The organism is Amycolatopsis sp. TNS106 (assembly GCF_019330265.1).
GTDB lineage: Bacteria > Actinomycetota > Actinomycetes > Mycobacteriales > Pseudonocardiaceae > Amycolatopsis > Amycolatopsis lurida.
The window spans coordinates 8560936-8584382 of record NZ_CP024972.1 but is presented as its reverse complement, the minus strand read 5'-3'; the positions used below and the strand labels follow the sequence as shown (position 1 = coordinate 8584382).

The following is a 23447-nucleotide window of genomic DNA, read 5'->3' as shown; positions in this document are numbered from 1 at the left end:
CCCGCGCTCCGGTCAGATTCCCGCCCAGAATCGGCAATCGTGCACCGCCGCGAGGTCGACCGGGCCGATCGCGTCCGGCGCCAGCGATTGTGTCCGCGGCGAGGGACGCCATTTCGGCAGTTCTTCGCCGTTCGGGTCACCGGTGCGCGCGAACGCGGTCCAGTACCGGATCATTCGCGCTCCCAGTTCCCGCTGCGCGCGCGTCAATTCCGCCGGAGGCGCGACCACATCGGACAAATAGGCCAATTCGGCGCCATGAGAAGCGCCCATGGACATTCCGGGCGGAGCCGGGAGGAGCGAGGGTCCGTCGCGATCCGCGAACTCGTAACCGAAGGTCCGGGTGCGCTCGCGCAGCAGTCGCTCGGTCTCCAGCTGGGTGCAGCCCCAGATCCGGTCGGTCATCGCGTCCGCGAACGCCATCGACGGGCCGCCGTGCTTCGCCGACGGGTACCGGGCTGCGACAAGCGGCGCCTTCTCCCCGAAAGCGGTCCGTAGCAATCCTTGGTACTGCTGTTCGGTGAACGGATGCCCGGCGAACATGGCGACGAACATCCTCGCCTCGTCCCTCGTGATCCCCGTCAGCACCGGCACGCGGGCGAAGCGACCCGCCTTCAGTGCCTCGGCCGGATGCTCGGGCAGCAGGCCGGTGCCGAACGCGGGCGGCGCGAACGGCTGGTTCACCAAGGCCTTGACCGGAAGCCGCCGGAGACAGGCGACGTCGGCGCAGCCGAGTTTCCCGGCCGCGTCGGCACCCATCGCTTCGACGTCCGTCCGGGACAGGTACGGCGTGCCCGCGGGCAGGCCGGGAACGAACCCGCCGTCGGGCCAGTTCAAGGTGCACGGACTGCTCTGGATGATCACGCGGTGGAAGAGCCCCGCGGCCGACGGGGAGGCCAGCTGGGCGCAGGCGCTCATCGAACCGGCCGATTCGCCGAACAGCGTGACGTTCCCGGGATCTCCCCCGAAGGCGCGCGCGTTGCGCTGCACCCAGCGAAGTGCGGCTTGCTGGTCTTGAAGGCCGAACACGCCGGAGTCGCGGCCGAGTTCCGGATGCCCGAAGAAGCCGAACACCCCCAGCCGGTAGTTCACCGTCACCACGACGACGTCCCCGCCCAGCGCCATGCGCTTGAAGTCGTAGTCGCTGCCCGCCCCGTAGGTGAAGCTGCCACCGTGGACCCAGACCATCACCGGACGCGGCTTCCACGCCGGCTTGGCCGGGCTGATCACGTTGAGGTACAGGCAATCCTCATTGTCACTCGGCGCCGGACCGAGCCCCGCCTCCTGCGCGCACCGAGGTCCCGGTTTGCTCGCGTCCCGCACGGCGGTCCACGGTCCGGGACTTCGGGGTGGCGCCCAGCGCAGGTCGCCGACGGGTGGCGCCGCGAACGGAATGCCGTGGAAACTCCGGTATTCGCCCGTGTCCACGCCTCGAACGGGACCGGAATCCGTGCGGACGACCGGGCTTTCGCCCGCCTCCGCCACGGTCGTCGTCAAGGCCCCCAGCGTCATCACGCTCAGTGCCATGGACAGAAGCCGCTTACTCAGCCGTTGAGTGCGCATGCCCCCGACCATGACAGAGCGCCGGACTCGTCACAGGGACTTGGCCTAAAGAGGCACGAATGCGGAGAGCAGCAGCCAGGAGACGACGGCGGAAGGGAGCAACGAGTCGAGCCGGTCCATCAGCCCGCCGTGGCCCGGCAGCATGTTCCCCATGTCCTTGACGCCGAGGTCGCGCTTGATCAGCGACTCGACGAGGTCGCCCAGCGTCGCCGTGCAGACGATCGCCGCGCCGAACAGCACGCCCTGCCAGGCGTGACCGTCGAGGAGAAGGCTGAGGGTCAGGGAGCCGGCGACCACACCGGCCACGAGCGAACCGGCGAATCCTTCCCAGGTCTTCTTCGGGCTGATGCTGGGCGCCATCGGATGCTTGCCGCCCAGTACACCGGCGATGTAGCCGCCGGTGTCCGAAGCGACCACACCGATCATGAACGCCAGCACGCGGCCGACACCGTCCGCGGGCGGGACGAGCATGGCGGCGAAGGCACCGAAAAGCGGGATGTACGCGGCGGCGAAGACCGACGCGCTGATGTCGCGCAGGTAGCCGTCCGCGCCGCCGGGCAACCGCCACAGGAGGCAGACGAGCACCGTCAGCACGAACGCCGTCAGCGCGCCTTCACGGCCGTACGGCCACGCCAGCCAGATCATCGCCTGACCGCCGACGAGCACCGGGACCAGCGCGATCCGGATGCCCGCCGCGCGCTTCAGTGCCCCGGCCAGCTCGATCGTGCCGACCGCGATGGCGATCGCGATGATGCCGATGAACAGAAAGCGGACGGTGAGCAGGGACGTGACGATCGCCGCGCCCAGCAGCAGCCCGACCCCGATCGCGGCGGGCAGGTTGCGGCCGGCGCGGGAAACCTTCTTCGCCGGTTCCGGCTTTTCGGCCGGAACCGGTTCCGGGTTCTCCACCCGGTCCTCGCGTTCCTCGCTCACCTGGCTCATCAGACCTCGAGTAGCTCGGCTTCCTTGTGTTTCACCAGCTCGTCGACCTTGTGGCTGTAGGTGTCGGTGAGGTTCTGGAGTTCCTTCTCGGCGTGGACGACCTCGTCCTCGCCCGCCTCGCCGTCCTTCTTGATCCGGTCGAGCTCTTCCTTGGCCTTGCGGCGGACGCTGCGGATCGAGACGCGGGCGTCCTCACCCTTGGCCTTGGCGACCTTCACCATCTCCTTGCGGCGCTCTTCGGTGAGCTGCGGGATGACGATGCGGATCACGTTGCCGTCGTTGCTCGGGTTGACCCCGAGGTCCGACTCGCGGATCGCCTTCTCGATGGCGTTGAGCGAGGTCTGGTCGTACGGCTTGATCAACGCCATCCGGGCTTCGGGGATGTTGACGCTCGCCATCTGGTTCAGCGGGGTCGGCGCGCCGTAGTACTCGACGACAATGCGCGAGAACATCCCGGGATGAGCCCGGCCGGTGCGTACCGACGACAGGTCCTCCTTGGCGACGGACACCGCTTTTTCCATCTTCTCCTCGGCGTCGAGGAGGGTCTCGTCGATCACGGCAACTCCCGTAGTTGTGTATGCGTACCGATTGCGAAGATCAGAGCAGGCCTACGCGGGCACCCCGTCGGCGGGGGTGTCGACCAGGGTGCCGATCCTCTCACCACTGACCGCGCGGGCGATGTTCCCCTCGGTGAGCAGATTGAACACGATGATCGGCATGTTGTTGTCCATGCACAGGCTGAACGCGGTGGCGTCGGCGACCTTGAGATCCCGTTCCAGCACCTCGCGGTGGCTGATCTCGTGGAACATCTCGGCGGTCGGGTCGCTCTTCGGGTCCGCGGTGTAGACGCCGTCGACGGCCTTCGCCATCAAGACGGCCTCACAGCCGAGTTCGAGCGCGCGCTGCGCGGCGGCGGTGTCGGTCGAGAAGTACGGCATGCCGACCCCGGCGCCGAAGATGACGACGCGGCCCTTCTCCAGGTGACGCTCGGCGCGGCGCGGGATGTACGGCTCGGCGACCTGTCCCATGGTGATGGCGGTCTGCACGCGGGTCGGCAGGCCCTCCTTCTCCAGGAAGTCCTGCAACGCCAGGCAGTTCATGACGGTGCCGAGCATCGCCATGTAGTCCGCGCGGTCGCGGTCCATGCCGCGCTGCGACAGCTCCGCGCCGCGGAAGTAGTTGCCGCCGCCGATCACGACGGCGATCTGCACGCCCGTCCGCGCGACGTCGGCGATCTGCTGAGCGACCGAGTGCACCACATCCGGATCAACCCCGATGGAACCGCCGCCGAACATCTCGCCGCCCAGCTTCAGCAGCACCCGCCGGTATCCGCCTTCGACCCGGACACCCATGTCGCCCTCCCTAATGCTCTGAACCCGACTGTGCCCCGTCCCCGATGGACGGAGACGGGGCACAGTGGTGATTCTTGTGTTCCGCGCCTGGATCAGGCCTGGCCGACCTCGAACCGGGCGAACCGGCTCACGGACACGCCGGCCTCGTCGAGCAGGGCCTTGACGGTCTTCTTGTTGTCCTTGACCGACGGCTGCTCGAGCAGGACGTTGTCCTTGTAGTACGCGTTGACCTTGCCCTCGATGATCTTCGGCATGGCCTGCTCCGGCTTGCCCTCTTCACGGGCGGTCGCCTCGGCGACGCGGCGCTCGTTCTCGACGATCTCGGCCGGGACCTCTTCGCGGGTGAGGTACTTGGCCTTGAGCGCGGCGACCTGCATGGCGGCGCCACGAGCGGCTTCGGCGGCGGCTTCGCCCTCACCGGTGTACTCGATGAGCACGCCGACGGCGGGCGGGAGGTCCGCACCGCGACGGTGCAGGTACGTGGTGGTGGTGCCCTCGTAGGCGGCGACACGGCGCAGCTCGAGCTTCTCGCCGATACGGGCGGCCAGCTCCTGGACCTGCTCGTCGACGGTCTTGCCGTCGAGCGAGGCGGCCTTCAGCTTCTCGACGTCGCTGGTCTTCTCGGCCTTCGCGACCTCGACGATCTTCGCGGCGAGGGCCTGGAAGTCCTCGTTCTTCGCGACGAAGTCGGTCTCGGAGTCGAGCTCGATCAGCACGCCGCCGTCACCGGCGACGAGGCCCTCGGCGGTGGCGCGCTCGGCGCGCTTGCCGACGTCCTTGGCGCCCTTGATGCGCAGGAACTCGACGGCCTTGTCGAAGTCGCCGTCGTTCTCCTCCAGCGCCTTCTTGCAGTTCATCATGCCGGAGCCGGTGAGCTCCCGGAGACGCTTCACGTCTGCGGCGGTGTAGTTCGCCATCGTGGGTGTGTCCGTCCTTTTTCAGGTACGAGAAAGTCTTGTGGGGAAGTCACCCGCAGGGTCGCCGGGAGGCGGCCCTGCGGGCGGGGTCGATCAGGAGGAGGCGGTGGCCTGCTCGGCCGGAGCCTCGGTGGCGGCCTCGGTCGCGGCGGCGGCTTCCTTGGCGTCCGCGGCGGCGGTCTCGGAGCCGGCGAGCAGCTCCTTCTCCCACTCGGCCAGCGGCTCGTCCGTGGCGACGCCGGCCTCGGGCTTGGCGTCGGCGGAGGAACCGTTGCGGCTGGAGCGGGCCATCAGACCGGCGGCGGCGGCCTCGGCCACGACCTTGGTCAGCAGCGCGGCCGAACGGATGGCGTCGTCGTTACCCGGGATCGGGTAGTCGACCTCGTCCGGGTCGCAGTTGGTGTCCAGGATCGCGACGACCGGGATGTTCAGCTTGCGAGCCTCGCCGACGGCGATGTGCTCCTTCTTCGTGTCGACGATCCACACGATGCTCGGCACCTTGGCCATGTCGCGGATACCGCCGAGGGTCTTCTCGAGCTTGTCCTTCTCACGGGTGAGCGTGAGGATTTCGCGCTTGGTCAGGCCGGCGAAGCCGCCGGTCTGCTCCTGCGACTCGAGCTCCTTCAGGCGGAGGAGACGCTTGTGCACCGTCTGGAAGTTGGTCAGCATGCCGCCGAGCCAGCGCTGGTTCACGTAGGGCATGCCCACGCGCGAGGCTTCGGCCGCGATGGCTTCCTGTGCCTGCTTCTTCGTGCCGACGAACATGATGGTGCCGCCGTGCGCGACGGTTTCCTTGATGAACTCGTACGCACGGTCGATGTAGGTCAGCGTCTGCTGCAGGTCGATGATGTAGATGCCGTTGCGCTCGGTGAAGATGTAGCGCTTCATCTTCGGGTTCCACCGACGGGTCTGGTGCCCGAAGTGCACGCCGCTGTCGAGCAGCTGCTTCATGGTGACGACGGCCATTGCCGGAATCAACCTCTTCTGTGTCGTGCGCGCCCGGCTCCGCCGGAACGCGCTTGCTCGGTTCGTCGCTCTCGGCCGGGTGGCCGATCGCCCTGGTGCCGATGCTCGGGCCCGGACCCGGGAGCGAAGTACCCCAGGGACCGCCGGGCCGTGTGCCCCCGGCTGTCCTGACCCTCCGTGAGGAGATCGGCCATCGGGAGCGCGCACGTGCACGCGAAGTCAGTCCGCTGCCGCGGACCGCGCAAAAGAGTCTACTCCCTGTCGCCACCGGGTACCGCACCGGCAGGCCCTGATGAGAGGGGTTGTCCACAACCGCCTCGGTTATCCACAGATTCCACCGGCGCGCCCCGCACGCCACGCCGGTACCCCAACCTCGAACACATGACATCCACGACTTCTTCTCGCCCTGTCACCAGGCATTCCTTCGCGATCGACCGCACCGGCGGCAGGCACCGCCGCCCCGGGCACGTCCGGCCCCTTCCCCGCCTCGCGATCCTCGCGACCGTGCTCGCGATCCTCACGTCCGCGACGATGCCCGGGACGGCTCGAGGGGCGCCCTCGCCACAGGGGCGCCTCTCCTGGCCGCTCTCGCCGACACCGAGCGTCACCAGGTACTTCGAGCCGCCGTCGACCCCGTACGGCCCCGGCCACCGGGGCGTCGACCTCGCCGCTCCACCGGGCACGCACGTGCTCGCGGCCGCCGAAGGAGTGGTGATGTTCGCCGGGCAGGTGGCCGGTCGCGGGGTGGTGTCGATCGATCACGACGGAGGACTGCGCACCACCTACCAACCGCTCGCCCCGACGGTCACCGCGGGTGACCAGGTCTACCGGGGCCAGGTGCTCGGCACCCTCGCGGCGGGCCACCCGGGCTGCCCGAAACCGGCGTGCCTGCATTTCGGCGTCCGGCGGGGCGAGGAATACGTCGACCCGCTCGCGGTACTCGGAGAGCCGTCCGAGATCCGCCTCAAGCCCTGGGAGGGAGACTGAGTGCCCTCTGCGAGATCGGGCGGTGCCCGCTTGTCCACGTGATCGGCGGGACCTGCGCTCCGGCTTCGCCAGTGTGGGCCTCGCGCTCCTACTTTGTCGCCGGCGCGGCGCTCCTCGCCCTTGTCTCCGTCCGTGGCGGATCGGGGTGATTCACGTGTCCAGGCACGGGAGACACGTGACCGGAGAACGAACATGCGTGCTCAGGGAGCGATCACGCCGACGGGGCTCCGCATCGCGTGTTCGGCCCAGGCACAGTTGTCGTCCGCCCAAACACGCGCCGTCCGCCCAAACACACGCGCCGTCCGCCCAAACACAGGCGTCGTCCGGCTGCGCCGAGAGCATGCGAATGAATCCGCGAGAGAGGGATCCCGAACCACGCCGAGGCAGCAAGGCGGGCTTCGCAGCCCACACGAAGCGGCTGCCGAACCTTGGGCCCGGCGGCGTATCGGCTAGGCCTGCTCGACCAGTTTGGCGCGCAACCGCATGACGGCGCGGGTGTGCAACTGGCTGACCCGCGACTCGGTGACGCCGAGGACCTTGCCGATCTCGGCGAGCGTCAGGCTTTCGAAGTAGTAGAGCCCGACCACGATTCGGTCGCGTTCGGTGAGCTGGGCGATCGCCTGCGCGAGCTGACGGCGGTTGTCCTGGTCGACCAGGACGGCCACCGGGTCGACGGCGCCGTCGTCGGGAAGGGTGTCGACCAGCGAGCCGCTGTCCTTGCCCGCGGCGACCAGGTCTTCCAAGGCGATGACGCTGGTCAGCTGCATCTGGCCGTAGAACTCGCGAAGGTCGTCGACGCTGATTTCGAGCTCGGCCGCGAGTTCGGCGTCGGTCGGGGTGCGGTTCAGCCGGGCGCCGAGGCGTTCCAGGGCACGTTCGGCCTCACGGGCCTTGCTGCGCACCGCTCTGGGGACCCAGTCCTGGGAGCGGAGGTCGTCGAGGATCGCGCCCCGGATGCGCTGCATGGCGTAGGTCTCGAACCGCAGCCCCCTGGCGGGTTCGAACTTTTCGATCGCGTCGACCAGGCCGAAGATTCCGGACTGGATCAGGTCGCCGACGTCGACATGGGTCGGCAGCCCGGTGCCGACCCGGCCGGCGACGTATTTGACGAGCGGGGCGTAGTGCAGCACGAGCCGGTCGCGCACGACCTGGTCCGGAGACTCGGTGAACTCACGCCACAGCGCCTGGATCCCGGCGTCCACCTCGTAGCCGGTCCGCGCTTCGGGCGTGACGGCAGGACCGTCCCCGCCGGGGCGGTGTTTCCCGGCGGCTTCGGTGACATGTGGGTCGGCGGTCATCGGGCCGCCGTTCTCAGCATGCGACTCAGAGTGGTCTCCGTGCTCGTGCGGATGCGCGTGCGCCGCCGGTTCGGGCCGCCGGGTCACCTGCCGAGTCCTCCCCGGCATCATCGGGCCCGGGGGTGCGCGCGGTCGTGGATCGCCTTCAGCCGATCGACGGTCACATGAGTGTAGAGCTGCGTTGTCGCCAGCGTAGCGTGACCAAGCAGTTCCTGAACGCTCCGAAGATCAGCGCCGCCTTCGAGCAGATGGGTGGCCGCGGAATGCCTCAGACCGTGCGGCCCCATGTCGTTCGCACCCGGCACCGAACCGACGGCGTCGTGGACGACCCGGCGAGCCGTCCGGGGATCCAGCCTGCCTCCCCGCGCCCCGAGGAACAGGGCCTCCTCCCCCGGCCCCTTCTTTTCGACGGCGAGCTTTCCCCTGCCCTCGTCCAGCCACGCCCGCAAGGCGGCCTCCGCGGGGACGCCGAACGGCACGACACGTTCCTTGCCGCCCTTGCCCAGCACGAGCACCACCCGGCGGGAGAAGTCGACGTCAGCCACGTCCAGTCCGCACAGTTCCGAGACCCGCACACCGGTCGCGTAGAGCAGTTCCACGATGGCACTGTCCCGCAAAGCCACCGGGTCGCGCTGTTCGGCACCGGCGGCTGAGAAGCGCATGACGTCACTTGCCTGCTCCGCGCGGAGGACGCCGGGAAGCTTGCGATGCGCACGCGGCGCCACCAGCCGCCCGCCCGGATCAGACGCGAGCGCCCCGCCTCGGTGGGCCCACGCGGTGAAGGTGCGGGCCGCCGCCGCTCGCCTCGCCAACGTCGTCCGGCTCGCCCCTTCCTCGCGTTGCCGGGCGAGCCAGCCGCGCAGCGTCCCGATGTCGAGATCGGAGAACCGGCCGCCGTTCCCGTCCACGAATCCCATCAGCGAGACCACGTCGCCGAGGTAGGCACGCACCGTATGCGCGGAGAGCCCGCGTTCGAGGGAAAGGTGCCGCTCGTAGTCGTCGATCAGCTTCCGGACAGGCTCCGGCAGCGCGGCACGGGCGGCGCGCAGATCGGGTCTGCGGGCGCGTTTCCCCGTGCCGTGGGGACCTTCGGTCGACGGCATGCCGATCACGCTGCGCGATGTACGGCGGATGGTCAAGTATCGCCGCACCCTGTTGCGGTGTCCGTGGTCGGATCGTGCCGGGATGGCGTCTCATGGGTAGGCCAGTCAGGTCTTGGCGGCCTTTCTTCGCCACCCTGTGTCACCCCTTTCCGCGAAGCCGTCGAGTTCGAGTGCCGGAAGCAATGAACGGACCCGTTCGACCGGGATGCCGGACTCGGCGGCGATCCGCTCCACGGGCCTCGCCGACCGACCCGACAGCGCGTCGTGCACTCGCAGCGCCTCCGGACCGAGCCGATCGGTGCGGCGGCGCGGTTTCGACGGATCCGCTCCCGCCACGCCGAACCGTCCCGCCGTCTCGAGGATCTCGTCGACCGAGGTCACCAGCGTGGCCTCCCCTTCACGGATCAGCGCGTGACAACCGGCGGACATCCCCGAAGACACCGGCCCCGGCATGGCCATCACGACCTTGCCGAGCGCTCCGGCCGTCGTCGCGGTGTTCCGCGCGCCGCTGCGCCTGCCCGCCTCGACCACGACGGTCCCTTCCGTGAGCGCCGCGATGAGCCTGTTCCGGACGAGGAAGCGATGCCTCGCGGGTGTGGTGCCCGGCGGGTACTCGCTGACCACCGCGCCGGTCTTCCCGATGGAACGCAACAAGGTCGCGTGCTGGGCCGGATAGCCGACGTCGACACCGCAGCCGAGCAGGGCGACCGTCGTTCCGTCGGCGCTCAGCGCGCCGCGGTGGGCCGCGCCGTCGATGCCGAACGCCGCCCCCGAGAACACCGGGATCCCCCGGCTCGCGAGGTGGTAACCCGCCTCGGCCGCGTTGTGCTCGCCGTAGCCGGTCGCCGCACGGGCACCGACGATCGCGATCGCCTGGTCCACGGCCTCGTCGAGCCTCACGGGGCCGCGTACCCACAGCGCCAGCGGTGGTGCCACGCCGGAAACGCCCCTGCGCTGGGCCACGGCCAGCGAGAGCAGCGGCCAGGCGGGCCATTCGTCGTCTTCCGGGATGACGAGACGGGCCTCACCTGCCTCGGCTCGCTCCAGATCCCGCTCGGCGTAGTCGTGTGCTCGCCGCGCGGCGGTCTCCTCGCGGACCTTCGGCGGGCAATCGGCGCTCCGCACTCGTTCCGCGGCGGCGACGGGGCCGAGTTCGCCGACGAAATCGGCCAAGGCGGGTGCCGGCGGCTCGGCCACGCGCAGGAGATACGACCGGGCGACGCGTTCGGCGTCGAGTTCACTCATCCGGATGACCTCTCTCGGAAGTTGAGGGCAGCCGCGACCTCGTCCGCCTCCGGTTTGTCGGCGCCCTTCAAATCGGCGAGTGTCCAAGCGATGCGAAGGCAGCGGTCGGCGCCGCGCGCGGTGATCGCGCCTCGCTCCAACGCCCGGTCCAGCAACGCCGTGACCTGCGACGGCAGCGCGAACTCACGGCGCAGCGCCGGGCCGGGCACCTCCGCGTTCGTCAGCCAGCCCTGCTCCGCCCAGCGCTTTCCGGCTCGCTCGCGGGCTTCCAGCACTCGCTCACGGACAGGCGCCGACGCTTCGGGCGGCTCGCTCAGGTGCGCGCTGAGCGCGGAAAGCGGGCGCAGCCGAACCCGTAAATCCACCCGATCGAGTAAGGGACCGGACAAGCGGCTCAAGTACCGCCTCCGCACGGTCGCGGAGCAGGTGCAGTCGGCGTCCTTCGCCGGAGCACAAGGGCAGGGATTCGTCGCCAGCACCAGTTGAAAGCGCGCTGGATACCGCACCGCGCCCTTGACCCTCGCGATCCGCACTTCGCCCTCTTCGAGCACCGTGCGCAGCGACTCCAGCCGCTCCGGGCCGAATTCGCACACCTCGTCGAGGAACAGGATTCCCCGGTGCGCCCGGCTGATCGCGCCGGGCACGGCGAGGCCGCTTCCCCCGCCGATCAGCGCGGGCACGCTGATCGAGTGATGCGGCGCGACGAACGGCGGCACCGTCACGAGCGGCGCGGACCGCGAAAGCGAACCGTCGATCGAATGAATCGCTGTCACCTGCAACGACTCTTCGGCGGTCAGCCGCGGCAGGAGGCCGGGCAGGCGTTTGGCGAGCATCGTCTTGCCCACCCCGGGAGGCCCGGTCATGAGCAGGTGATGCCCGCCCGCCGCGGCCACCTCCAGTGCCCACCGCGCTTCCGGCTGTCCCACGACGTCGGCGAGGTCGGGCACCCGCGGCGGCTCCTGGACGACGGACGGCTCGGGACGGGCGAGTTCCCCTTCGCCCTTGAGCCAGTCCACGAATTCGGTCAGCCGCGCTACCCCGCCGACCTCCAAGCCGTCCACAAGAGCGGCCTCGAACAGCGACTCGGCGGGGACGACGGCCCTCCGGTACCCGGCGTTACGTGCCGCCAGCAGTCCCGGCAGGACCCCACGGACCGCTCGCACCCGGCCGTCCAAGGCGAGTTCGCCGAGCAGCACGGTATTCAGCAGCTTCGTGGCGGGAACCGATCCGGTCGCGGCCATGATCGCCGCCGCGATCCCCAGGTCGTAACCGGATCCGACCTTCGGCAGATTCGCCGGTGACAGGCCGAGGATCACCCGCTCGTCCGGCCAGGTGCGCCCCGAATTGCGGACGGCGGAGCGGACCCTGTCCTTGGCCTCTTTCAGCCCCGTGTCGGGCAGTCCGACCATCGTCACCTTCGGCGAGCCACCGCCGATGTCGGCTTCGATCTCGATCATCCTGCCCTCGACGCCGAGCAACGCGACGGACCAGGCCCTCGCCAGCGCCATTCAGAACGCCGCCTTGATATGCCGCACCTTGGGCTTGGCGTCGGGCCGGGCGACGATCGCGATGATGTCGTAGCGAACGGGGCACCAGCGGAGCATGAACTGACGCTGCCATTGGTACGCGAGACGGCGGATGCGGTCCGCCTTGTCCGGGGTCACCGCCTCGGCAGGCGTGCCGAAACCGACCCCGCTCCTCGTCTTCACCTCGCAGAAGACGAGGCGTTTGGTGTCGGTCGCGATGAGATCCAGCTCGCCGTCGCGGCAACGCCAATTGCGGCTCAGGACGACATAGCCCGTCTTTTCCAGATGCCGGACCGCGAGCTCCTCGCCCCATCTGCCCAGTTCGATATGTGGTGCTCCGGCGGACGGCTGTTCGGCCGTGCTCGTCATCTCGATCCCCCTCAGCGATCGTCACGGTGCGTGTGCGATCAACGCTGCCAGGGTGAGGGGGCGGCGGACAGGCCCGATTTCGTCGCCTGTGGACAACCGGGGTGTTGTGGATGGTTCGGCCGTCGCGGAAGCTCGCCGGGCGGAATTGTCGGCGGGCTGTGCTAGGCGACCCGGAGATACGTGAAGGCCCCCTTCACGCGATGAAGGGGGCCTTCACGTACTTTTCGAAGATCAGCCGGAGAACGGCCCGTCTTCCGGCAGCCGGAGATCCGGTTTGTCCAGTTCTTCGACGTTGACGTCCTTGAACGTGATGACCCGGACGTGCTTGACGAACCGCGCGGGCCGGTACATGTCCCAGACCCACGCGTCGGACATGCGGACCTCGAAGTACACCTCACCGCCGCCGTCGCGCACCTGCACGTCGACGGCGTTGGCCAGATAGAACCGCCGCTCGGTCTCCACCACGTACGAGAACTGGCCGACTATGTCGCGATACTCGCGGTAAAGCGAGAGCTCCATCTCGGTCTCGTACTTCTCGAGATCCTCTGCGCTCATGAAATCCGCGCCCCTCCTCGCGATTTTGCTGCTGTTCCAGCGGCGGAGCGTTCATTGTTACCCACGTACGGGCCGAGGGCACGTATCGGCACGCTCGGGTTTTCCAGCGCCGCGACGGTCAGCACCACCGGGTGAGGCGGCGGCACGCGGTGCGCGGCGGCCGCGGTGGCCACGTTCGTGTACGACCAGCGATGAACCGGGCTCGGACCGTGAGTGTTCAGTGCCGCGCTGTGGTCGGTGGTGCTGTATCCCTTGTGCACGTCGAAACCGTAATGCGGGTGGACGTCGTGCAGGTCGCCCATGATCCGGTCCCGGGTGACCTTGGCCAGCACGGACGCCGCCGCCACACACGCGACGGCCTTGTCGCCTTTGAGCACCGGGATGCTCGGGGCGGGCAGCCCGGACACGCGGAATCCGTCGGTCAGGACGTAGCCAGGCGTGTTCCGCAGCGCCGAGACGGCGCGCCGCATGCCTTCGAGGTTCATGACGTGGATGCCGAACAGGTCGATCTCGGGCGCCGGGATGACGATGACCGAGTAGTCGACGGCACGCTGGACGACCCGGTCGTACACCCGGTCGCGAGCCTTGGCCGTGAGCACCTTCGAGTCGGTGAGCTCGGGCAGACGGGCGGCATCACCCGGACGCAGGACACAGGCGGCCACGACGAGCGGGCCGGCGCAAGCACCGCGCCCTGCCTCGTCGACTCCGGCGACGGGCCCGAGGCCTCGCCGGTCCAGCGCACCCTGCAACCCCCAGAAGAGGTCGCCGCGCACCACTGCCCGCGGGGGCCGAAGCGGCTCGGCCGGTGTGAGCGGTACAGGAACTCTCAAGGCCTTACCGCCTCCGGTCGACCGCCTTGCGCACTCCGGCCGTCATCCGCCTGCCGAGGAAGAGCACGGGCCACGCCGAAGCGATACCGACGCCGAGGGGAAGCCCCTGCTGCCAGGCGGGCGCACCGAGTGCCACCGGCTGGGCGTTCGCCTGCGGGTTGTGGTCCGAAACGCCACCCCAGCGGCCGGGCGGGAGCACGATGATCCGCGCCTTGCCGATGATGTTGTCGACCGGAATCGCGCCATTGACTCCGCCGCCGCCCTGGCGCCGTGAGTCGCTCGAGTTGTTGCGGTTGTCGCCCATCACCCAGACGTAGCCGGCAGGCACCTTGACCGGAGCGAACGTGTCCTGGACGGGCTTACCGCTCTCGTCCACCTGAGAACCCGGTTCCCAGTGGATGTACGGCTCGTCGAGCGCCTTGCCGTCCACGATCACGCGGTTCTGCGGATCGCAGCACTGCACCGTCTGCCCGGCGGTCGCGATGATCCGCTTGACGAAGTCACGCTCGTCCGGCGGCGCGAAGCCGATCAGGGAACCCAGCGTGCGGAATCCGGTGACGAAGATGTTGCTGGACTCCGGCGTGTCGATCTCGCCGACCCAGGCGGGCGGTCCCTTGAAGACCACCACGTCGCCCGGGCCGGGATCGGTGAAGTCGTACGTGATCCGGTCGACCAGGATCCGGTCGCCCGTGCATCCCGCGCAGCCGTGCAACGTGGTCTCCATCGACCCCGAGGGGATCATGTAGACCTTGGCGAGGAACTGCTGGATCAAGATCGTCAGCACGAGTGCCACGACGATCAGGATCGGCAGTTCCTTCCAGAACGACCGCTTCTTGTTGACCTTGCCGAATTTCTTGGAGCCGGACCGGCCCCGCCGGGAGGCCCTGGTAGGGCGCTCCTCTTCGGGGCGATCGGGTTCGTCTTCGGAGGTGTTCTGGGACACGGGTTCGACCACGACGCCAGGTTACCGGTAACCGTGCGGCTACCTACTTGGCGGAGGTCGTCTCGCGGTTTTCGCGGCGTTCCTTGATCTTGGCGGCCTTGCCGCGCAGCTCGCGGAGGTAGTAGAGCTTCGCCCGGCGGACGTCACCGCGCTTGAAGACCTCGACCTCGGCGATGTTCGGCGAGTGCACCGGGAAGGTGCGCTCCACGCCGATGCCGAACGACACCTTGCGGACCGTGAAGGTCTCGCGGATGCCGCCGCCCTGGCGACGCAGCACGACGCCCTGGAAGATCTGGTTGCGCTCGCGGTTGCCCTCGATGACGCGGACGTGAACCTTGAGCGTGTCGCCCGGTCGGAAGTCCGGGATGTCGGAACGCAGTGACTGCGCGTCCAGCGCGTCCAGGGTGTTCATCGGTGGTCCGTCCTCGTCTTCGTATGGCTTACGTGCAGCTTGGGCGCGCAGTGTCGGGCACTGCGACCTACCCGGGGGCTGATGGCGTTCCGGTGTACGGCGCCGGCTGCGAAGCCGCGCGTCCACTCACGCCAACCTGTCAAGTATTGCAGACCAGGTCTCAGGCGTTCGACCCGGCCTGGCCGCCGTCCTCGTGCAACCGCTCGAGGACGGCGAGATCGTGCTTGTCGAGACTACCTTCCGGCAGCTGCCCGATGAGTTCGGGCCTGCGCCGCACGGTGCGTTCCAGCGCCTGGTCGCGGCGCCAGCGGTCGATCAGCGCGTGGTTCCCCGAACGCAGGACGTCCGGCACGGCCAGGTCCCGCCAGACCTCCGGCCGGGTGTAGCTGGGGCCTTCGAGCAGCCCGTCGGAGAACGAGTCCTCCTCGGCGGAGCGCGCGTTGCCGAGGACTCCGGGCAGCAGCCGGACGACGGCCTCGACCATCACCAGTACGGCGGCCTCGCCGCCGACCAGTACGTAGTCGCCGATGGAGACTTCGTCGACGGGCATCCGCTTCGCGGCGTCGTCGATCACCCGCTGGTCGATGCCCTCGTAGCGGCCGCACGCGAACACCAGGTGCTCCTCGGCGGCGTACTGGTGGGCCATGGCCTGGGTGAACGGCCGCCCGGCGGGGGTCGGGACCACGAGGCGGGTGTTCTCGCCGCAGACGTCGTCCAGGGCGGGGCCCCAGATCTGCGGTTTCATCACCATGCCGGGCCCGCCACCGTACGGCGCGTCGTCGACCGCGCGGTGGACGTCGTGCGTCCAGTCCCGCAGGTCGTGCACGCCGACCTCGATGAGGCCGCGGTCGATCGCGCGCCCGAGCAGCGCGGCGCGGAGCGGGTCGAGGTATTCGGGGAAGATCGTGACTACGTCGAGGCGCATCAGGCGTCCAGCAGGCCTTCCGGCGGGTCGAGGACGACGCGGCCACCCGGGACGTCGACCGCCGGGACGATCGCCTTCACGAACGGCACCAGCACCTCGCGTCCGTCGTGCTCGATCGACAGCAGTTCGCCGGCGGGCGAGTGCACGATTTCGAGCACCTTGCCGACGACCGTGCCGTCGGTGAGCTCGGCCCGCAGGCCTTCGAGTTCGTGGTCGTAGAACTCGTCGGGGTCTTCGGTCGGCGGCAGCGTCGAGGTGTCCGCGATCAGCAGCGCGCCGCGAAGGGTCTCCGCGACGTCCCTGGTCAGGACCTCTTCGAAACGCACCAGCAGCCGCCCGCTGTGTTCGCGGGCGGCTGCGATGGTGAGGTTTCTGCTGCTGCCGTCACGCAGCTTCGTCGTGACGGCCGAACCGACCGCGAACCGCTGTTCCGGCGAGTCCGTGCGCACGTCCACCGCGAGTTCCCCGCGGATTCCGTGCGCCTTGGCGATCCGGCCTACTACGACGTCCATCCCGTTATGTCCTTGGTCAGCGATCGGTGTCGACGACGTCCACGCGGACGCCGCGGCCACCGATGCCGCCCATGACGGTGCGCAGGGCGGTCGCGGTACGACCGCCCCGGCCGATCACCTTGCCGAGATCGTCGGGGTGCACGTGCACCTCGAGCGTGCGGCCACGACGCGTGGTCAGCAGCTCGACCCGGACCTCGTCCGGGTTGTCGACGATCCCGCGCACCAGGTGCTCGAGGGAGTCAGCGAGGAAGCTCACGCCTCGGCCTTGTCACCCTCGGCGGCCTCGGCCTTGTCGGCTTCGGCCTTCTTCGGGGCGGACTTCTTCTTCGGCGTGGTGGCCTCGGCGGAGGCCGAGTCACCGGCGGCGGCGAGCGCGGCGTTGAACAGGTCCTGCTTCGACGGCTTCGGCTCGGCGACCTTCAGGGTGCCCTCGGCGCCCGGCAGGCCCTTGAACTTCTGCCAGTCACCGGTGATCTCGAGGATGCGCTGGACCGGCTCGGTCGGCTGGGCACCGACGGACAGCCAGTGCTGGGCCCGCTCGGTGTCGACCTCGATGAAGCTCGGCTCTTCCTTGGGGTGGTACTTGCCGATCGTCTCGATGGCCTTGCCATCACGGCGGGTGCGCGCGTCGGCGACGATGATGCGGTAGTACGGCGCACGGATCTTGCCGAGACGCTGCAGCTTGATCTTGACGGCCACGGGTGTGGGTACTCCTCAGTTCTCTCTGATGCATGTGGAAGGCGCACGCCAGCCGAGTGGGGACACGGCTGCGCACACCCGAAGGGTGAGCTCGGGCGCGGTGAGAGGGTCCGGCCAAAGCAGGCAAGCGTACATTCTGCCAGACGCCGGGCGGGCGTCAGAACGCGGCTATCCCGAGCGAGGCGAGCAGGATGGTGACGGCCGGGAGGAAGTTGTTCACCTGATGGGCGACCACGCTGCCGAGCAGCCGTCCGGTGAACACCCTGGCCAGCCCGATCGGGATCGCGATCACCAGCAGCAACGTGGTGCGCAGCGGTTCGAGGTGACTCGCCGCGAAAACGGCCGTGGAGACCAGGAAGGCCGCGATCCTCCCCCAGCGTTCGGTGCGCCAGGTCAGCCGTTCCACCGCGCCCCACAGGAGACCGCGGTAGATGATCTCCTCGCAGATCGGCCCGACCAGCCACAGGTAGATGAACATGACCACGGCCGCCGAGACCGACATCCGCCGGTCCTCGACGAGCGCGCTGATCGCCGAAGTCGCGTTCTCGTTGCCGACGACCTGCGTCCAGACGTAGGCGGCGAGCGAGGTCAACCCGAGCCCGAGCACGCCGAGTTTGAGCCCGACCTTGACGTCGGCCCAGCTCCAGCCGATCCGCAGATCGGTGAAGGGGCCGTTGCCGCGCAGGCGGGTGATCAGCAGCGCGACCCCGGCGGCGATCATCGTCGGCAGCATGGTGCCCAGCAGCACCATGCGCATCGGCAGGGGCTGGCCGGGCTGGACGTCGCCGAGCAGGACGCTGATGAACGCCGCAGACGCCAGCAGGACGGCTTCCACCAGGAGGAAGGCCCCGAATCCCCAGCGATGCGGCGGTGGCGTGTCGGGCGCGGCCACCTCACCTCCGGCAGTGACTTCTTCGGGGAGCTCGTCCGGCGGCGCGGCCTCGGGGATCGGCTCCCTGGGCTGAGATACGGTCACGCCGATCCCTCCGGTGATCGTTCGGTTACTCAAAGACTCTAGCCGCCTGGACCGGCGATCACCTCGCCGCGAAGAGCAATACAGCCGGTGGGAGGTTGTTGGCCGCGTGCGCGATGACGGACGCGCTCACCCGGCCGGAGAGATAGCGGGCGAGACCGATGGCGATGCCCTGGCCGAACAACGCGATCGTCCGCGCGGCCTCGCCGTGCAACTGGGCGAACACCAGCGCGGTGACCAGCAGGATCACCCACGAGGGCAGACGGTGGAAGCCCATGGCGTTCCACAGCGTGCCGCGGAAGAGCAGTTCTTCGGTGACCGGAGCGGCGAGGACGACGATGACCGCGGCCAGCACGAGCCAGATCGTGTCGCCGTCGGCGGTGCCCGACAGCTCGGTGATCGGGCCGGGCGCGACGTCGGAGAAGGTCCTGTCGTCGCTGTCGGTCCCGTAGACGGCGAGCAGGAGCAGGTTGAGGAGGTAGCCGGCGGCGAGCGCGGCGGCCCCGCAGGCGAGACCGATCCGGACGTCGCGCCAGGTGGGCTTGAGCCCGAAGTCCGTGCGGAGCCCTTGCCCCCAAACGCGTGAACCGACCGCGGGACCGAGACCGAGGACGAGGGTCGGCAGGAACGCCAGGATCAGCAGCGGGCCGACGTCACGCAGTTCCAGCGGGTCATAGCCGCCGAAGCGGCCTGACATCAGGAAGCTCATGACGAGCGTGACGAGGTGGTATCCGGCGATGCCCGCGAAGAACGCTACGAAGCCCCAGTGCGCTCCGAGCACCAAACGCTCGCGAGCCTGCCCGTCGTCCACCACGCCTCCACGCTAAGTGCCGCTCCGGTCACAGGTGGAGTCGGGTCAGGCGTAGATCTTGCCACGCAGGACGATATGGCTCGGATGGCGGAGTACCGCGAGATCCTCGCGCGGATCGGCCGGGTAGACGAGCAGATCGGCCGGAGCGCCGTCGACGATTCCCGGCACGCCGAGCCATTCGCGGGCCGCCCACGAAGCCGAAGCCAGCGCCTGCTCCGCGGACATGCCCGCCTTGTGCAGCGCCTCGATCTCGTCGACGAGCCTGCCGTGCTCGACCATGCCGCCCGCGTCGCTTCCGGCGTACACCGCGACGCCCGCCTCGATCGCCGTCGAGACCATCTCCCCCACACCGGCGTGCAACGCCCGCATGTGGTCGGCGTACACCGGGTATTTGCCCGCCTTGTCCGCGATACCCGGGAAGTTCTCGATGTTGATCAGGGTCGGCACGAGGGCGATCCCGCGTTCGGCGAGGACGTCCAGCTGGTCCGGGAGCAGTTCGGTGCCGTGTTCGAGGCAGTCGATCCCCGCTTCGATCAGACCGGGCAACGCGGCCTGGCCGAACACGTGCGCCGTCACCTTGGCGCCCTCGGCGTGCGCGACGGCGATGGCCTCGGCGAGGACGTCGTCGGGCCAGAGGGGCGCGAGATCGCCGGCCCCGCGGTCGATCCAGTCGCCGACGAGTTTGACCCAGCCGTCGCCGTCACGCGCTTGCTCGGCGACCGCCTTCGGCAGCTCGGCTGGGTCTTCGAGTTCGATGCCGAGGCCGGGGATGTAGCGCTTGCGCAGGGCGAGATGCCGTCCGGCGCGGATGATCCTCGGCAGATCGGCCCGCTCCTGCAACGGCCGGACGTCGATCGGCAGCCCGCAGTCGCGGATCAGCAGCGTCCCGGCGTCGCGATCGGTGATCGCCTGTTCGGCGGCCTCTTCCAGCGTGGTCGCGCCGCCGACGCCGATGCCGGGGTGACAGTGCGCGTCGACCAGACCGGGAACCAGAAAGCCTTCCCGGACAACGGTTTCCGCTCCGGCGACCGGCTCGGTGGTGATGCGGCCGCCGGTGACCCACAGCTCGCGGTGCTCGCCGTCCGGCAGGACGACGCCGGCCAGGTGCAGCGCCTCCACGGGCTACTTGTCCTTCGGCAGCTTGAACTTCTTCGGGTCGAAGCCGGGTACGTCGTTCATGCCGCCGAGCTGGGAGAGGTCGGGCATCCCGCCACCGGGCATCCCGCCACCGGGGGGCAGCATCGGCATGCCGCCGGGGAAACCGCCGCGGACCTTGGGCTGCGTCGGGCCGCGCCCCTTGCCCTTCTTCCCCTTCTTGCCCTTGCGGTTCTTGCTGCCGCCGCCTCCGCCGCCGAAGCCGAACCGGCCCGCCATCTGCGCCATCATCTTGCGCGCTTCGAAGAACCGGTTGACCAGGTCGTTGACGTCACGGACGGCGACACCGGACCCCTTCGAGATCCGGACCCGGCGCGAGGCGTTGATGATCTTCGGGTCGGCCCGCTCGGCGGGGGTCATGCCGCGGATGATCGCCTGCAGCTTGTCGAGCTGCTTGTCGTCGACCTGCGCGAGCTGGTCCTTCATCTGCCCGGCGCCGGGCAGCATGCCGAGCAGGTTGCCGATCGGGCCCATCTTGCGGACCGCGAGCATCTGCTCGAGGAAGTCTTCGAGGGTGAGCTGGCCGCTGCCGAGCTTGGCCGCCGTCTGCTCGGCCTTCTCCTGGTCGAAGTGCTGCTCGGCCTGCTCGATGAGGCTGAGCACGTCGCCCATGCCGAGGATCCGGCTGGCCATCCGGTCCGGGTGGAAGAGGTCGAAGTCCTCGAGCTTCTCACCGTTGGAGGCGAACAGGATCGGCTGGCCGGTGACCTGGCGGACCGACAGCGCGGCACCACCGCGGGCGTCACCGTCGAGCTTCGTGAGCACGACACCGGTGAAGCCGACGCCGTCGCGGAACGCCTCGGCCGTGGTGACCGCGTCCTGACCGATCATCGCGTCGACGACGAACAGCGTCTCGTCCGGCGAAACGGCGTCGCGGATGTCCGCGGCCTGCTTCATCAGCTCTTCGTCGACGCCGAGACGGCCGGCGGTGTCGACCAGGACGATGTCGTGCTGGGCGCGCTTGGCCTCGTCGATGGCGCGGCGGGCGACGTCGACCGGGTCGCCGACACCGTTCCCTGGCTCGGGCGCGAAGACCGCGACCCCGGCCCGCTCGCCGACGACCTGCAGCTGCGTGACCGCGTTGGGGCGCTGAAGGTCACACGCGACCAGCATCGGCGCGTGGCCCTGCTTCTTCAGCCACATCGCGAGCTTGCCCGCGAGCGTCGTCTTACCGGCACCCTGCAGACCCGCGAGCATGATGACCGTCGGCGGGTTCTTCGCGAACGTGAGCCGCCTGGTCTCGCCGCCGAGGATGGTGACGAGTTCCTCGTTGACGATCTTGATGACCTGCTGCGCCGGGTTCAGCGCGCCGTGCACCTCGGCGCCCTTGGCGCGCTCCTTGATCCGGGCGATGAAGTCCTTGACCACAGACAGCGCGACATCCGCCTCGAGCAGCGCGATACGGATCTCGCGCGCGGTGGCGTCGATGTCGGCGTCGGAGAGCCTGCCCTTGCGAGACAGGGTCTGCAGGGCGGACGTGAGCCGATCGGAGAGGGTGTCGAACACGGGTGTGCACGCTCCAGCTGGGTCGTTGTGGCTCGCCGGTACCAACCGGCGGCTTCCCAGGGTAGTCGGTGTCCGGGGTCAGCGTTTGACGCGGTTGCGCACGGCCAGGAGGGTCAGGCCGAGCAGCAGTGGCCCGAGGACGCGCGTGACCAGCCGCAAGACCTCTCCGAGCGGCGTCAAGTCCTTCGGCAGCGACGCCAGTTTCGTTTCCAGCGAAACGGTGCTTTGGGCGACGTAGATCAAGGTGTCTCCGAAGGCGGGCGTGGTCTTGAAGCCGCCCAGCCGGAAACCGACGGTGGCCGACCCGATGAGGACCGCCAGGGTCGCGAGGGCTCTGAGGGCACGGAGGCCGTAGCCGGAGACGAGCCAGTAGAGATGGAGGATGACGCGCTCGGACCACGGGGTGGCCCGGCTGCGGCGGCGCATCTCCATCTCGCCGTAGTAGAAGTCGGCGGCACCGGGTTCGTTCTTGCTGTCTTCCTGTGCCTTGCGGAGCTGGCGGTAGAGGTCGGCGACGCGACGGGGGCCGACCTCTCCGTCTTTGTCAACTCGCCAGGCGCGTTCCTCGGCGAGGACCTGCCGATTGCCGTACGAGCCGAAGGTGCAGTCGCCTTCCAGCCGCAGCTTGTCCAGGTGATGCGCGCCGGCGAAATGGCAGTCCGCCAGGTCGACGTCGGTGAACACGAGGTCGGCGACATCCACTCCCTCGACAGACGTCACGGCCGCGGCTCCCGTGACCGCCGACGCCTTGCCGAACACCGACCTTTCCAAGGCGACCATCGACTGACGGACCAGCCTGAGCGTGACCCCTTCCTCGAACCTGGTCTCGAAACAGTCCATGTTCGGCGACGCGGCGAAAAGGTTCATCCGTTTTCGGAACGTCGCGCCGCCGAAGTCCAGCCGCTGGGCGCTGACCGGGCCGAGACGTTCGGCCGCGGTGAAGACGGCTCCCCGAAAACGGGCTTCCGCATGGAATCTCACGTCGTCGAAGGTCGCTTCCCCGTCGAACGCGGCATCGTCGAACCGCGCGTCGTCATCGAACACGGCACCGTCGAAGAGCGCGGCCGCGGCGAATTTCGCCCCGGTGAACGTGGCACGGCCGGTGAACCGCGAGGACTCGAATCCCGCCTCTCCCGCGAATTCCGCTTCGTCGAACGAAACAGCACCGAATGCCTGGCGGGAGAACGACACGTCACTTCCGAATTTCGCCCGGTCGAACACGGCGTCGCCGGAGAAGGTCGCGGTCGTGAACCCGATCTCGTCGAAGGCACAGTCCCGGAAGGAGACCAGGCCACCGAACCAGGTCCCGTGAAAAGAGGTGCTGTCACGGAAACCGGCTTTGTCGAATCGCACGCCACCCTCGAACCTGGCGTTCGTGAAGTCCGCGTCGAAGAACGTCACGTCTTCGAAAGCCACGGGTCCGGGGAATCGCGCTTCGGCGAACTCCGCCCGGCCGAACTCCGCGCGACGGCCGTCGATACTCCCGACGGCGTCGACGAGCCTCTCGACCAGCTCCCCGGAAAGCTCGGTTCCTCGCAGGTCGACTTCCGCGCCGAGCGAGAGACCGTCGAAGTACTCGTCCCGCTGTCCGGGTTCGAGGTGCCGGAGACAGTGATCGAAATCAGGGATGCGCACGCCGCGGCAGTCTTCGAGTCCGCATACCGGCCAGGCCTCACCCATGCGTCATTACTAGCGCACAAAACAGGGCTCCGGGACCGGTCGCCCCTCGCAGACCGGTACCGGAGCCCCTACGGAAGGCTCGCCTCCCCGCGAGCCGACCGTAAGCACACTTGGACAGCTTCGCGGGACTCGGTATCGCCGGACCCCCAGTACCAGGCGATTCGCTGCCCGCGCTCTCTCC

At 69.0% G+C, this 23447-nt stretch carries 25 protein-coding genes; 1 reads left to right on the top strand and 24 read right to left on the bottom strand.

Features of this window, described 5'->3' with window-relative positions:
- Positions 1 to 12: 12 nt before the first annotated feature.
- The 6 genes from CVV72_RS39900 to rpsB all read right to left on the bottom strand — a co-directional run bounded on the left by CVV72_RS39900 (position 13) and on the right by rpsB (position 5737).
- Positions 13 to 1560, bottom strand: a complete 1548-nt coding sequence (locus CVV72_RS39900; protein WP_255632409.1) for a carboxylesterase/lipase family protein — start codon at positions 1558 to 1560, stop codon at positions 13 to 15.
- A 45-nt stretch (positions 1561 to 1605) separates the two neighbouring features.
- Entirely contained in the window at positions 1606 to 2502 is an 897-nt protein-coding gene (locus tag CVV72_RS39895; RefSeq protein ID WP_219149852.1) for a phosphatidate cytidylyltransferase, read from the bottom strand.
- Complete coding sequence (gene frr / locus CVV72_RS39890; protein ID WP_034310934.1) at positions 2502 to 3059, bottom strand: ribosome recycling factor; 558 nt, start codon at positions 3057 to 3059, stop codon at positions 2502 to 2504. Before frr ends, CVV72_RS39895 begins: the two co-directional genes overlap by 1 nt.
- A gap of 51 nt (positions 3060 to 3110) precedes the next feature.
- Entirely contained in the window at positions 3111 to 3854 is a 744-nt protein-coding gene (gene pyrH, locus CVV72_RS39885) for a UMP kinase (protein WP_005154669.1), read from the bottom strand.
- Positions 3855 to 3946: 92 nt separating this feature from the next.
- A complete protein-coding gene (gene tsf, locus CVV72_RS39880) occupies positions 3947 to 4771 on the bottom strand; it encodes a translation elongation factor Ts (RefSeq protein WP_044850881.1) in 825 nt (274 codons plus the stop codon).
- A 93-nt stretch (positions 4772 to 4864) separates the two neighbouring features.
- Positions 4865 to 5737: a 30S ribosomal protein S2 gene (gene rpsB, locus CVV72_RS39875; protein ID WP_034310929.1), complete on the bottom strand. Its 873-nt coding sequence runs from the start codon at positions 5735 to 5737 to the stop codon at positions 4865 to 4867.
- Positions 5738 to 6118: 381 nt separating this feature from the next.
- Between rpsB and CVV72_RS39870 the strand changes: the two genes are divergently transcribed.
- Positions 6119 to 6724, top strand: a complete 606-nt coding sequence (locus tag CVV72_RS39870) for a murein hydrolase activator EnvC (protein ID WP_219149850.1) — start codon at positions 6119 to 6121, stop codon at positions 6722 to 6724.
- Positions 6725 to 7173: 449 nt separating this feature from the next.
- Here the strand turns inward: CVV72_RS39870 and CVV72_RS39865 are convergent, their stop codons facing one another.
- The 18 genes from CVV72_RS39865 to CVV72_RS39780 form a co-directional block, all read right to left on the bottom strand.
- Complete coding sequence (locus CVV72_RS39865; RefSeq protein WP_219149848.1) at positions 7174 to 8109, bottom strand: FliA/WhiG family RNA polymerase sigma factor; 936 nt, start codon at positions 8107 to 8109, stop codon at positions 7174 to 7176.
- Positions 8110 to 8129: 20 nt separating this feature from the next.
- On the bottom strand, positions 8130 to 9125 hold the full coding sequence (locus CVV72_RS39860; protein WP_219149846.1) for a tyrosine recombinase XerC: 996 nt from the start codon (positions 9123 to 9125) through the stop codon (positions 8130 to 8132).
- A 105-nt stretch (positions 9126 to 9230) separates the two neighbouring features.
- Positions 9231 to 10370 (bottom strand): DNA-processing protein DprA, encoded by a 1140-nt coding sequence (gene dprA / locus CVV72_RS39855; protein WP_219149844.1) that lies wholly within the window; start codon positions 10368 to 10370, stop codon positions 9231 to 9233.
- Positions 10367 to 11878, bottom strand: a complete 1512-nt coding sequence (locus CVV72_RS39850; protein ID WP_219149842.1) for a YifB family Mg chelatase-like AAA ATPase — start codon at positions 11876 to 11878, stop codon at positions 10367 to 10369. Before CVV72_RS39850 ends, dprA begins: the two co-directional genes overlap by 4 nt.
- On the bottom strand, positions 11879 to 12265 hold the full coding sequence (locus CVV72_RS39845) for a YraN family protein (protein ID WP_034310918.1): 387 nt from the start codon (positions 12263 to 12265) through the stop codon (positions 11879 to 11881). It abuts the gene before it with no gap.
- A gap of 231 nt (positions 12266 to 12496) precedes the next feature.
- On the bottom strand, positions 12497 to 12820 hold the full coding sequence (locus CVV72_RS39840; protein ID WP_003096226.1) for a DUF2469 domain-containing protein: 324 nt from the start codon (positions 12818 to 12820) through the stop codon (positions 12497 to 12499).
- Positions 12817 to 13596, bottom strand: a complete 780-nt coding sequence (locus CVV72_RS39835) for a ribonuclease HII (protein WP_219154414.1) — start codon at positions 13594 to 13596, stop codon at positions 12817 to 12819. The genes CVV72_RS39840 and CVV72_RS39835 overlap by 4 nt, the downstream gene beginning before the upstream one ends.
- Before the next feature lie 58 nt (positions 13597 to 13654).
- A complete protein-coding gene (lepB, locus tag CVV72_RS39830) occupies positions 13655 to 14605 on the bottom strand; it encodes a signal peptidase I (RefSeq protein ID WP_219149840.1) in 951 nt (316 codons plus the stop codon).
- A gap of 31 nt (positions 14606 to 14636) precedes the next feature.
- Positions 14637 to 15005: a 50S ribosomal protein L19 gene (gene rplS / locus CVV72_RS39825; RefSeq protein ID WP_005154717.1), complete on the bottom strand. Its 369-nt coding sequence runs from the start codon at positions 15003 to 15005 to the stop codon at positions 14637 to 14639.
- Positions 15006 to 15165: 160 nt separating this feature from the next.
- Positions 15166 to 15930 (bottom strand): tRNA (guanosine(37)-N1)-methyltransferase TrmD, encoded by a 765-nt coding sequence (gene trmD, locus CVV72_RS39820; protein ID WP_219149838.1) that lies wholly within the window; start codon positions 15928 to 15930, stop codon positions 15166 to 15168.
- Positions 15930 to 16442: a ribosome maturation factor RimM gene (gene rimM, locus CVV72_RS39815; RefSeq protein WP_034310909.1), complete on the bottom strand. Its 513-nt coding sequence runs from the start codon at positions 16440 to 16442 to the stop codon at positions 15930 to 15932. The genes trmD and rimM overlap by 1 nt, the downstream gene beginning before the upstream one ends.
- 16 nt (positions 16443 to 16458) lie before the next feature.
- Positions 16459 to 16698, bottom strand: coding sequence for an RNA-binding protein (locus CVV72_RS39810; protein WP_003103110.1), 240 nt, complete (start codon positions 16696 to 16698; stop codon positions 16459 to 16461).
- Entirely contained in the window at positions 16695 to 17141 is a 447-nt protein-coding gene (gene rpsP / locus CVV72_RS39805) for a 30S ribosomal protein S16 (protein ID WP_005154724.1), read from the bottom strand. Before rpsP ends, CVV72_RS39810 begins: the two co-directional genes overlap by 4 nt.
- Before the next feature lie 157 nt (positions 17142 to 17298).
- Positions 17299 to 18117 carry a CPBP family intramembrane glutamic endopeptidase gene (locus CVV72_RS39800; protein WP_219149836.1) on the bottom strand — a complete coding sequence of 273 codons (819 nt, stop codon included), beginning with the start codon at positions 18115 to 18117 and terminating at the stop codon, positions 17299 to 17301.
- A gap of 58 nt (positions 18118 to 18175) precedes the next feature.
- A complete protein-coding gene (locus tag CVV72_RS39795) occupies positions 18176 to 18925 on the bottom strand; it encodes a CPBP family intramembrane glutamic endopeptidase (protein ID WP_219154412.1) in 750 nt (249 codons plus the stop codon).
- Between the two features lie 45 nt (positions 18926 to 18970).
- Positions 18971 to 20044: an amidohydrolase family protein gene (locus CVV72_RS39790; RefSeq protein WP_219149833.1), complete on the bottom strand. Its 1074-nt coding sequence runs from the start codon at positions 20042 to 20044 to the stop codon at positions 18971 to 18973.
- Positions 20045 to 20047: 3 nt separating this feature from the next.
- A complete protein-coding gene (ffh, locus tag CVV72_RS39785; protein WP_038509855.1) occupies positions 20048 to 21586 on the bottom strand; it encodes a signal recognition particle protein in 1539 nt (512 codons plus the stop codon).
- 78 nt (positions 21587 to 21664) lie between these two features.
- On the bottom strand, positions 21665 to 23266 hold the full coding sequence (locus CVV72_RS39780; RefSeq protein ID WP_255632408.1) for a pentapeptide repeat-containing protein: 1602 nt from the start codon (positions 23264 to 23266) through the stop codon (positions 21665 to 21667).
- Positions 23267 to 23447: the final 181 nt, after the last annotated feature.